Origin of the sequence: Bradyrhizobium sp. SZCCHNS3002 (assembly GCF_032377435.1) — a bacterium.
In the GTDB taxonomy this organism is placed as follows: domain Bacteria; phylum Pseudomonadota; class Alphaproteobacteria; order Rhizobiales; family Xanthobacteraceae; genus Bradyrhizobium.
On record NZ_JAUHHY010000026.1, the window covers coordinates 56,476 to 67,219 of the forward strand.

General features: G+C 66.3%; 11 protein-coding genes and 1 riboswitch. Of the genes, 7 read left to right on the plus strand and 4 right to left on the minus strand.

The features are described from left to right. Positions 1 to 178: 178 nt before the first annotated feature. The 4 genes from ftsE to QW845_RS33180 all read left to right on the plus strand — a co-directional run bounded on the left by ftsE (position 179) and on the right by QW845_RS33180 (position 3,548). A complete protein-coding gene (ftsE, locus tag QW845_RS33165) occupies positions 179 to 838 on the plus strand; it encodes a cell division ATP-binding protein FtsE (RefSeq protein WP_315805713.1) in 660 nt (219 codons plus the stop codon). Further along, on the plus strand, positions 831 to 1,799 hold the full coding sequence (locus tag QW845_RS33170) for an ABC transporter permease (protein WP_315805714.1): 969 nt from the start codon (positions 831 to 833) through the stop codon (positions 1,797 to 1,799). The genes ftsE and QW845_RS33170 overlap by 8 nt, the downstream gene beginning before the upstream one ends. A 255-nt stretch (positions 1,800 to 2,054) precedes the next feature. Then, positions 2,055 to 2,768 carry a YdcF family protein gene (locus QW845_RS33175; protein WP_315805715.1) on the plus strand — a complete coding sequence of 238 codons (714 nt, stop codon included), beginning with the start codon at positions 2,055 to 2,057 and terminating at the stop codon, positions 2,766 to 2,768. A gap of 12 nt (positions 2,769 to 2,780) precedes the next feature. Further along, on the plus strand, positions 2,781 to 3,548 hold the full coding sequence (locus tag QW845_RS33180; RefSeq protein ID WP_315805716.1) for a lysophospholipid acyltransferase family protein: 768 nt from the start codon (positions 2,781 to 2,783) through the stop codon (positions 3,546 to 3,548). 3 nt (positions 3,549 to 3,551) lie between these two features. Here the strand turns inward: QW845_RS33180 and QW845_RS33185 are convergent, their stop codons facing one another. Then, positions 3,552 to 4,148, minus strand: a complete 597-nt coding sequence (locus QW845_RS33185; protein WP_409997999.1) for a gamma-glutamylcyclotransferase — start codon at positions 4,146 to 4,148, stop codon at positions 3,552 to 3,554. Between the two features lie 99 nt (positions 4,149 to 4,247). Between QW845_RS33185 and QW845_RS33190 the strand changes: the two genes are divergently transcribed. Beyond that, positions 4,248 to 5,432: a DUF2125 domain-containing protein gene (locus QW845_RS33190; protein ID WP_315805718.1), complete on the plus strand. Its 1,185-nt coding sequence runs from the start codon at positions 4,248 to 4,250 to the stop codon at positions 5,430 to 5,432. Positions 5,433 to 5,434: 2 nt separating this feature from the next. Here QW845_RS33190 and QW845_RS33195 read toward each other — a convergent pair whose 3' ends face one another. The 3 genes from QW845_RS33195 to QW845_RS33205 are packed head-to-tail and all read right to left on the minus strand — an operon-like array spanning position 5,435 to position 8,335. Beyond that, positions 5,435 to 6,370: a prephenate/arogenate dehydrogenase family protein gene (locus QW845_RS33195; RefSeq protein ID WP_315805719.1), complete on the minus strand. Its 936-nt coding sequence runs from the start codon at positions 6,368 to 6,370 to the stop codon at positions 5,435 to 5,437. Beyond that, entirely contained in the window at positions 6,367 to 7,464 is a 1,098-nt protein-coding gene (gene hisC, locus QW845_RS33200) for a histidinol-phosphate transaminase (protein ID WP_315805720.1), read from the minus strand. Before hisC ends, QW845_RS33195 begins: the two co-directional genes overlap by 4 nt. A 37-nt stretch (positions 7,465 to 7,501) precedes the next feature. Beyond that, positions 7,502 to 8,335, minus strand: a complete 834-nt coding sequence (locus QW845_RS33205; RefSeq protein WP_315805721.1) for a chorismate mutase — start codon at positions 8,333 to 8,335, stop codon at positions 7,502 to 7,504. 195 nt (positions 8,336 to 8,530) lie between these two features. After that, positions 8,531 to 8,610: riboswitch (SAM riboswitch) on the plus strand. Between the two features lie 82 nt (positions 8,611 to 8,692). Here QW845_RS33205 and QW845_RS33210 point away from each other — a divergent pair. Then, complete coding sequence (locus QW845_RS33210) at positions 8,693 to 9,946, plus strand: homoserine O-acetyltransferase (protein WP_315805722.1); 1,254 nt, start codon at positions 8,693 to 8,695, stop codon at positions 9,944 to 9,946. Positions 9,947 to 9,949: 3 nt separating this feature from the next. After that, entirely contained in the window at positions 9,950 to 10,612 is a 663-nt protein-coding gene (gene metW / locus QW845_RS33215; RefSeq protein ID WP_315805723.1) for a methionine biosynthesis protein MetW, read from the plus strand. Positions 10,613 to 10,744 lie beyond the last annotated feature (132 nt).

Consider the following 10,744-nt stretch of genomic DNA (forward strand, 5'->3'; position numbering starts at 1 on the left):
CCGACAGTTCGTGCTACAAGGACCGCCATGTCGACGAACTTCGGAACTCAATCGCGCCAATGGTACACGGCGACCGTTAACGAACCGGAAACCATAACGGGCGCTCAATCGGGCCATCGTACCGCTGAGCTTGGAGCGTGCGGGTCTGCCGCGCACGCGGTCGAACGGAGCTGACGCTTTGGTTCGGTTCGAAAATGTTGGGCTGCGCTATGGACTGGGGCCGGAGATCCTCCGCGACCTCAGTTTCCAGGTTCCGGCCCATTCCTTCCAGTTTCTCACCGGCCCGTCGGGCGCCGGCAAGACCTCGCTGCTGAAGCTGCTGTTCCTGTCGCTGCGGCCGACCCGCGGCCTGGTCAATCTGTTCGGCTACGACATCTCGCTGCTCAGCAAGGAGGAGATCGCCGATCTGCGCAAGCGCATCGGCATCGTGCTGCAGGATTTCCGGCTGCTCGACCACATGACGACCTACGAGAACGTGGCGCTGCCGTTTCGGGTCATGGGCCGCGACGAGTCGAGCTACCGCAAGGAGGTCATCGACCTCCTGAAATGGGTCGGTCTCGGCGAGCGCATGGATGCGCTGCCGCCGATCCTGTCGGGCGGCGAGAAGCAGCGCGCGGCGATCGCGCGCGCCGTGATCTCGCGGCCGCAGCTGCTGCTCGCGGACGAGCCGACCGGCAACGTCGATCCGACACTGGGTCGCCGCCTTCTGCGGCTATTCATCGAGCTGAACCGCTCGGGCACGGCGGTGATCATCGCAACCCATGACATCACGCTGATGGACCAATACGAGGCCCGCCGGCTGGTGCTGCATCAGGGACGATTGCACATCTATGAGTAGCGTAGACGATCGCGGCCTTCTGGTCGATCTCGGCGACGACCGCCCGCAACTGCCGGCGCAGGCCCGCATCGTGTCGCCGATCGTGCCGCGCGCCTCGATCGCGGGCCGCGCGCTGGTCGCCGTGGTCGCGATCATGACCTTCCTGGCCTCGATCACGACCGGCGGCGTGCTGCTGGTCAGCGAGTCCGCGGCCGAGTGGCAGTCGGAGGTCGCGAGCGAGATCACGGTCCAGGTCCGTCCCAAGACCGGCCGCGACATCGAGCGTGACATTGCCCTGGTGACGGACGCGATGCGGGGGCAGTCGGGCATCGTCGAGGTCCGGCCCTTCACCAAGGAGGAATCCAGCAAGCTGCTGGAGCCGTGGCTCGGCAGCGGCCTGTCGTTCGACGAGCTTCCGGTGCCGCGCGTGATCATTGCGCGCGTCCAGCCCGGCACCAGCTTCGATCTCAACGCCCTGCGCACCCGCGTAACCCAGGTTGCGCCGACCGCCAGCGTGGACGACCACCGCGCCTGGATCGAGCGGATGCGCTCGATGACCGGCGCGACCCTGTTTGCAGGCTTCGGCATTCTCGTGCTGGTGATCGCGGCCACCATCATCTCGGTGTCGTTCGCGACCCGCGGCGCGATGGCCGCGAACCGGCCGATCGTCGAGGTGCTGCACTTCGTCGGCGCCGGTGACCGCTACATCGCCAATCACTTCCTGCGGCACTTCCTGCAGCTCGGACTGGAGGGGGGCGTGATCGGCGGCGGCCTTGCGATGCTCGGATTCGGATTCTCGGAGTCGATCGCCAACTGGTTCTCCGGCACCCCCGTCGGCGATCAGTTCGCGGCGTTGCTGGGGACGTTCTCGCTGCGCCCGCTCGGCTATGTCGCGATCGCGCTGCAGGCCGTGGTGATCGCCGCGGTGACCGGCTGGGCCGCACGCCGGACCCTGTTCACGACGCTGGCGAGCATCGACTGATGGCGGCTTCTATCCCCAGCCGTCTCGTTGCGGATTTCACTTGGCCCGAAAACCGCCTAAAATCGTCTGCGCCGGGATGAGGCAGGACGGGGTGAGCTGGGTCACGAACACGGCGGAGGTCGCGCGCCAGGATCGGCGGCGAGCGAACGTGATCGGGAGGCCGGCGAAACCTGCCTGCGTTCCCGGACTTGAACGACGGGATCGCGCGACGGCATGGCGCCGCGCGCAGGCAGGCAAGGACAAGCCAGGCGTTGCATGGAGCCGGAGACCGACCATAGCAGGCGAAAGCTGCCGCTCACCGTGGCGGTGTGGCGGACGGTCGCGGGCGCCGTGGCGACGCTCGGGGTCGGTTTCTTCGTCGCGGCGGTCGGTTTCGTCGGCTTCCTCTCGCAATTGCGGGGCGCCGAGATCCAGCCCGAGCGCAAGGCGGACGGAATCGTGGTCCTGACCGGCGGCTCGTCACGCGTATCGGACGCGGTGGAACTCCTGGCGGGAGGCTATGGCCGGCGGCTGCTGATCTCCGGCGTGCACCCGACCAACGAGGCCAGCGACATCACCCGGTCGCTGCCCGAGGCGCGATCATTCATCAACTGCTGCGTCGATCTGGATTATTCGGCGATCAACACCCGCAGCAACGCCGCGCAGACGCGGCGATGGGCCAGCGAGCGCGGCTTCAAGTCGCTGATCGTGGTGACGTCGAACTATCACATGCCCCGGGCCATCGTCGAACTCTCGCATGCGATGCCAAGCATGGATCTCATTCCCTATGCCGTTGTCGGCGAGAAATGGCGCGACGAGCCGTGGTGGACCAGCGCGCCGACGGTGCGACTTCTGCTGTCCGAATATGCCAAATATGTCGCCGCCGAGATGCGGCTGCGGCTGGCCGATCTCGGCCTCGATCTCGTGCCCGAGGTCGATCCGCCAACCGGCTCGGTGTCGCGCCGACCGACGACGGCGCAAGCCAATTGAACTGGGTTTCTGATGGTCTCGATCTTCCTTCGTTCGCTGCTGTTCAACATCCTGTTCTACCCGAACTTCGTGCTCTGGGCGCTGATCGCGTTGCCGACCCTGGCGATGCCCCGCAAGGCGCTGCTGCGCGTCGCCAACTGGTGGGCGCAGAGCAACATCGTGTTGATGCGCGTCGTCTGCAACATCCGCGTCGAATATCGCGGCGTCGAGAAGATCCCGAAGGGGCCGCTGATCGTCGCCGCCAAGCATCAGTCGATGTGGGAGACGATCTCGCTGCTGCATTTCTTCGATGCGCCATTCTTCGTTCTCAAGCGCGAGCTGCTGCGGATTCCCTTGTTCGGACAGTATCTCGTCAAGGCGGACATGATCGCGATCGACCGCAGCTCCGGCGCCCGCGCGTTGAAGCAGGTGATGCGGCGGGCGGCGGAGGAGGTGAAGCATGGCCGTCAGTTCGTGATCTTCCCGGAAGGCACCCGGCGCCCGGCGGGCGCACCGCCGGACTACAAGGGCGGGGTCGGTTTGATCTACACGGATTGCGGCGTACCCTGCCTGCCGGTGGCCCTGAATTCGGGTTTGTTTTGGCCACGCCGCACATTTCTGCGCTATCCGGGCACGCTCGTCGTGGAGTTTCTCGATCCGCTGCCGCCTGGCCTGCCGCGCGATGAGTTCATGGCGCGGATTCAGGGTGTCATCGAAGAGGCGACCGGCCGGCTCGTCGCCGCGGGGCAGGCGGAACAGGCGCAGTTGTTTGGCGGGGTGCGGGCGCCGGTGAAGGCTTGAGGGCTATGTCTTGCCTGGCGCAGGATGCAGCGAGTGGCCGTCATCGTGCAGCATCGTCGCCAGCCGATGCAACTGCGTATCGCGAAAGCCCTGCGCCTCGATCGCCTTCACGGTCGAGATCACGTAGTCGCGATTGGCGCCGGACTGGCCGTGACCCTGGCGCACATGGCGCAACTGCTCCTGCGGCGACAGCCGGCCTGCATATTGCACATGGCCGCGATCGACCACATAGACCAATGCGCTCACCCGCTCGCGCGCGTCGTTCTCCAGCCACACGGAGCGCGTCATTTCGCGATAGACCGACGTCACCTGCTCACGCGCCCGCAAATAGGCGATGGTCTCGTCGCGCTTGTCTGCTGCGACCCGAAACGCAATGCCGCGACACGCGCCGCCGCGATCGAGACCGAGCACGAGGCCCGGCTTCTCCGGCGTTCCGCGGTGGACGAACGAGTAGACGCACAGCGCGCGATGCTCGCCGATCAGCCGAGCCGGCACCTGCTCGAGAAAGGCGAATCCGGGCCGCCACATCAGCGAGCCGTAGCCGAAGACCCAGAGGTCGCCGTGGGGAAGGTCGCGTTCGGAGAGGGTCATTGCGGACATCAATGCGGAGGCCTAAGTGTGGTGCTCGCGAATTGTTAATTTAGATACACAATCCGTGATCGCCGAATTGCCAAAATTGCTGCCCAAAGGGTGTCCTGCATGTCTCGTTTGCCGCAACCGCCGCGCAGGCGCTCTCGCTTGGGGCTTTTCATCGCTCCCATCCTGCTCCTGATCGCCGCTGTTGCGTGGAGCGCATTCTGGTTCTTCGCCGCTTCGCAAGTGGATGTCCAGGCCGACGCCTGGCGTGCCCGCGAGGCGAAGTCCGGCCGCGTCTATGATTGCGCGAAGCGCTCGGTCGCGGGCTTCCCGTTCCGGCTCGAGGTCCGCTGCACGGATCCAAGCGTGGCGCTGTTTTCGCAGGCGGCCGGTACGCCCTTGATGAATGCGAAGCTCGACGAGATCCTCGTCGTCGCCCAGGTTTGGGACCCGAAGCGGATCATCGCGGAGTTCAAGGGACCCGCGACGATTGCCGATGGTCGTGGACCGGCGTCGTTCTCCGTGAACTGGCGCGTCGGCGAGGCCAGCGTCCGCGGCCTCCCGGGGCCGCCGCAGCGCGCCGACCTCGTGTTCGAACAACCGACCATCGACCGCATCGAGGGCAACACCGCCGTGCCCGCAGCGCGCGCCGATCATGCCGAATTGCACGGCCGTCTCGCCGAGGGCACGCCGTCGGATCATCCGGTGCTGGAGACTGCGCTGCAGATCGAAAACGGCAGCATCCAGGGCGGTCATCCGCTGCTGGCCGAACCGTTCAATGCCGACATCCAGGCCCGCGTCACCGGGCTCAAGGACTTCCGGCCCAAACCCTGGCCGGAGCGGTTTCGCGAGATCCAGGCCGCCGGCGGTCATGTCGAGATCGTCCAATCGCGCATCCAGCAGGGCGAGTTGCTCGCCGTTGCCTCGGGCACGCTCAGCCTGACCGCCAACGGCAACATCGATGGCGAGGTGCAGATGACGGTCGCCGGGATCGAAAAGGTCATCCCGGCGCTCGGCCTCGACAAGATGCTCGAGAACGGCGTGCCGCAGGGAACGCTTGACCGCGTGGCGCCCGGTGTGAAGTCGCAGGACGTCAACAACCTGCTCGGAGCGCTCGACCGCGCCATTCCCGGCCTCGGAAAGGTCGTCAAGCAGAACGCCAATGTCGGCGTCGCACTTGGCATCAATGCGCTCGGCAAGGAGGCCACCCTCGAAGGCCGCAAGGCGCGGACCTTCCCGCTGCGGTTCTCCGATGGCGTCGTCGTGCTCGGTCCGTTCAAGGTCGCCCGCGTCCCTCCGCTGTTCTGACCTCAGTTCTTCTTCAACTGCGGCAGCGGCCGGCCGAAATCCGGCGCCGCCGAATCCTGGCCGATATCGACGATGCCGCGGCGGATCGCGCGCGTGCGGGTGAAGTGATCGAACAGCGCCTCGCCGTCGCCGCGCCGGATCGCCCGCGTCAGCTTCGACAGGTCCTCGGTGAAGGTGCCAAGCATGTCGAGCACGGCATCCTTGTTGCTCAGGAAGATGTCGCGCCACATCGTCGGATCGGAGGCGGCGATGCGGGTGAAGTCGCGGAAGCCGCCGGCGGAGAATTTGATCACTTCGGACTCGGTCACCTGCGCCAGCTCGTCGGCGGTGCCGACGATGGTGTAGGCGATCAGATGCGGTAGGTGGCTGGTGATCGCGAGCACGCGGTCGTGATGGTCCGGCGTCATGATCTCGACCTTGGCGCCGAGCGCCGTCCAGAACGCACGCAGACGATCGATCGCGCCGGCATCGACGCCGTCGGGCGGCGTCAGGATGCACCAGCGGTTGATGAACAGCTCGGCGAAGCCGGAATCCGGCCCGGAATTCTCGGTGCCGGCCACCGGATGGGCCGGCACGAAGTGGACGTTCGCCGGAAGATGCGGCGCCATGTCGCGCACGATCGCGCCTTTCACCGAGCCAACGTCGGAGACGACGGCGCCCGGCTTCAGATGCGGCGCGATCTCGGCCGCAACCGGACCGCAGGCGCCGACGGGAATGCAGAGGATGACGAGATCGGCGTCTTTGACCGCCTCTTCATTGCTCGCGACGACGCGGTCGACGACGCCGAGCTCGGCGACACGCGCGCGCGTCTTCTCCGAGCGCGCCGTGGTGACGATCTCGCCGGCCACGCCCTGCAGCCGCGCCGCGCGCGCGATCGAGCCGCCGATCAGGCCGAAGCCGATCAGCGCGACGCGTTCGAATCGCCCCGCGACGCTCATGTCGCCCTCATGAATTCGCTGAGAGCCTCCACGACTAGACGATTGGCCTCCTCGGTGCCGATCGTCATGCGCAACGCGTTCGGCAGCTTGTAGTTGGCGAGCGCGCGCAGCACGAGGCCGCGCCGGGTCAGGAATTCGTCGGCCTCGACCGCGGTCTTGCCCTTGTCGGTCGGGAAGTGGATCAGGATGAAATTGGTGACACTCGGCGTGACCTTCAGCCCAAGCTTGCCGATCTCCTCGGTCAGCCAGTTGCGCCACGTTTCCGTGTGCGTCTTCGACATCTGCTGATGCGCGGTGTCCTCGATCGCGGCGACCGCCGCGAGCATCGCCGGCGAGGAAACGTTGAACGGCCCGCGGATGCGGTTGATCGCATCGACGATATGCGCCGGGCCGAACATCCAGCCGACGCGGAGCGCCGCGAGCCCGTGGATCTTCGAGAACGTATGGGTGACCACGGTGTTCTCGGTCGTGGCGACCAGCTCGAGCCCGAACTCATAGTCGTTGCGCGAGACGTAATCGGCATAGGCGGCGTCGAGCACCAGCACGACCTGCGACGGCAGGCCGGCGCGCAGCCGCTTGACCTCGTCGAACGGGATGTAGGTGCCGGTCGGATTGTTCGGGTTGGCGAGCCAGACCAGCTTGGTGCGCGGCGTCACCGCGGCAAGGATGGCGTCGACGTCGGTGCGATACTCCGTCTCCGCGGCAACGACGTTCCTGGCGCCGCAGGCCATGGTCGCAATCGGATAGACCAGGAAGCCGTGCGCGGTGGAGATCGCCTCGTCGCCTTGGCCGAGAAAGGTGTGTGCCAGCAGATTGAGGATCTCGTCGGAGCCGGCGCCGCAGACGATGCGGTCGGGATCGAGGCCGTAGGTGCGGCCGATCGCCTGGCGCAGCACCCGTGAAGTCCCTTCCGGATAATCTTCCAGGTGAGTGGCCGCACTCTTGAATGCCTCGATCGCCCTCGGCGAGGGGCCGAACGGAGTCTCATTGGCCGACAGTTTGAAAACCTTGCGGCCCGGCTCCGGCTGGGGACTCTTGCCCGGCGTATAGGGCGCGATATCGAGGATGCCGGGGTTCGGCACGGGGCGGTTCATCGTCAACTCCGGAAAATCATCACTGGCGCAGGGCGTCTCAGCTCGGAACCGTATAGCGTTTCGCATGGCCGCCGACGAGGGCGGCGGAGCGTACCGAGGCGCCCGCCGCGATCAGGGCAGCCCTGATCTTGTCGAGGTTCGACGGCGACTCGATCGATACCAGCAGTGCGGCGCCGTCGAAGGCGGTATCGGGCACCGCGATGACGTCGGCGAGCGGCGACAGCGCCCGCGACACCTGCGCATTCCAGCCGGAGACGCGGATGCTCCAGGTCTCGACCTCGAGCACCAGCGCATCGTCGGCGACGCGCGACACCGCGAACACCGGCAGCGCGGCGGGATGGTCGGCGCGCTCGATGAACGGCATCCGCGCGATGATCTTCGGTGCGCCCACGGGCTCGAGCGTGATCCACCACGGCGTATGGCCGGAGGTCGTCGACACCAGCGCGAGATCGCCCTTCGAGCGCGCCACAGCCTCGACCGCGGCTTGCGCGCTGAAATGCGGCACGTAGGGCACCACGAATCCGAAATGGAACCTGGCGGAATCGCGCATCGCGGATTCGCCGACCGACACGTCGGCATGAACCGAGAACGGCGCCTGCACATAGGTGAAGGTCGAGACGATCACGCGCCAGATCCCCTCGACGGTGTCGAGCGGCAGGATGCCGCGATGGCGCTGCACCAGGCGGCGCATCATGTCGGCCTCGCGCGCGGGCCTGAACGCCGAGCCGACCTCCTGGGTCTTCTTGACCTTGATCAGCCGGTCGATGATGTCGGCCCTGTTCATCAGCAACTGATGGACCTGCTCATCGATGGCATCGATCTCCTTGCGCAGATCGGCGAGCGAGGGCGGGGCGGGCGGCGGGTTCGACATGGTCCGTGTCACTCTTCGCGAGGCCACGGGAAAACCTGCGGCCAAAGGAACGGATGCCGTTCTCTCCGATGCCGCGGACCTGCGCAACAGCAAGTTTACCTTGCGCCATCCAGGCTTGGCTGACCTGCGGCGGAGCGCCCGACCAACGGTCAACCCCAGCTTGCCTTGACGAATAGCGCCCGCGGGACTAGTTTCTGCCCGTTCCGTGGTCATTTGAGCCGGCCGGCTTGCAGCCACGTTAAAAAACTCGCTAAACAGGCCGGGGACGTTATCGATCCCGGCCGAACCCCAGTTCAGGCCGGGTTTTTCATGGCCTGATGTGTCACGTGGTTCGGGAGCCCTGGCCGGAAGGCTGGGGTGAGAGACATGACAGGTCTGACGCCGAAGTCCAAATCTGCGACGTCCAAATCCGCGACGCCTACATCCGCGTTGCGCACGGTCGCGCCCGACGAGCGCTCGCACGAGGTCGATCATCCGAGCTCGCCGGTGGCGCAGTTCGGCGCCGACAAGCCGCTCAGGCTCGATTGCGGCGTCGACCTGTCGCCGTTCCAGATCGCCTACCAGACCTACGGCGAGCTCAATGCCGACCGGTCGAACGCGGTGCTGGTCTGCCACGCGCTGACCGGCGACCAGCACGTCGCCAACCGCCATCCCGTCACCGGCAAGCCCGGCTGGTGGGAGACGCTGGTCGGCCCCGGCCGCCCGCTCGATCCCGGCCGCTATTTCATCATCTGCTCCAACGTGATCGGCGGCTGCATGGGCTCGACCGGGCCGGCCTCGCTGAACCCCGCCACCGGCAAGGTGTGGGGGCTCGATTTCCCGATCATCACCATCCCCGACATGGTGCGGGCGCAGGCGATGCTGATCGACCATCTCGGCATCGACACGCTGTTCGCCGTGGTGGGCGGCTCGATGGGCGGCATGCAGGCGCTGCAATGGACGGTGGCCTATCCGCAGCGCGTGTTCGCCAATCTCGCGATCGCCTGCGCGACGCGCCACTCGGCGCAGAACATCGCCTTCCACGAGCTTGGCCGCCAGGCCGTGATGGCCGATCCCGACTGGGATCACGGCCGTTACGCCGACAAGGGCACGCATCCGCATCGCGGCCTGGCTGTGGCGCGCATGGCTGCGCACATCACCTACCTCTCCGACGCCGCCTTGCATCGCAAGTTCGGCCGCCGCATGCAGGACCGCGAGCTGCCGACGTTCTCCTTCGACGCCGATTTCCAGGTCGAGAGCTACCTGCGCTACCAGGGATCGTCCTTCGTCGAGCGCTTCGACGCCAACTCCTATCTCTATCTGACGCGGGCGATGGATTATTTCGACATCGCCGGCGACCATGACGGCGTGCTGGCGGCGGCGTTTCGCGGCATCAAGACCCGTTTTTGCGTGGTGTCGTTCACCAGCGACTGGCTGTTTCCGACTGCGGAGTCGCGCGCGCTGGTGCATGCGCTCAACGCCTCCAGCGCGCGGGTGTCGTTCGCCGAGATCGAGACCGACCGGGGCCACGACGCGTTCCTGCTCGATGTCCCCGAGTTCTTCGAGATCGCCAGCGCGTTTCTCGATTCCGCCGGCAAGGCGCGCGGGCTTGCCCATGCGAAGGGAGACTGAGCCATGAGCATGCAGGGTGTGCTGCCGCTGAACGGCTTCACTGGCGGCGAGGTGCTGGCCTATCGGCCTGATCATCTGCTGGTCGCCGGCATGGTCGAGCGCGGCTCCAAGGTGCTCGACATCGGCTGCGGCGATGGCGATCTGCTGCAACTGCTGGAAAGCCGCGGCATCGACGGCCGCGGCATCGAGCTGTCCCGCGAGGGCGTCAACCATTGCGTCGCCAAGGGGCTCGCGGTGGTGCAGGGCGACGCCGATACGGATCTCGTCGATTATCCGGACGACGCGTTCGACTACGTGATTCTGTCGCAGACCCTGCAGGCGACGCGGCAGCCCAAGGTCGTGCTGGAGAACCTGCTGCGCATCGGCCGCCGCGCCATCGTCACCTTTCCGAATTTCGGCTTCTGGCGGCTGCGGCTGCAGTTGCTGGTCGGCGGCCACATGCCGCGCACCGACAATCTGCCCTTCACCTGGTACGACACGCCGAACATTCATTTCTGCACCATCAAGGACTTCGTGCAGCTCTGCGACGAGATCGACGTCAAGATGGAACGCGCCGTCGCCCTCGATAGTTACGGCCGTCCCCTGCGCGTCGCCATGCCCTGGTGGTTCTGGAACATGTTCGGCGAGCAGGGGGTGTTTCTGCTGAGCAGGGGTGAGCGGCGGTAGGGAACCGAGCGCAGCCCCGGGGTGCTGCCGAAGTTTGGTCCTCGCTCTCTCCCCACGTCATGGCCGGGCTTGTCCCACGGCTGTCCGGTTCAGACAGACTGGACATGGTGCATGGCGTGGATTCTTCTGCGG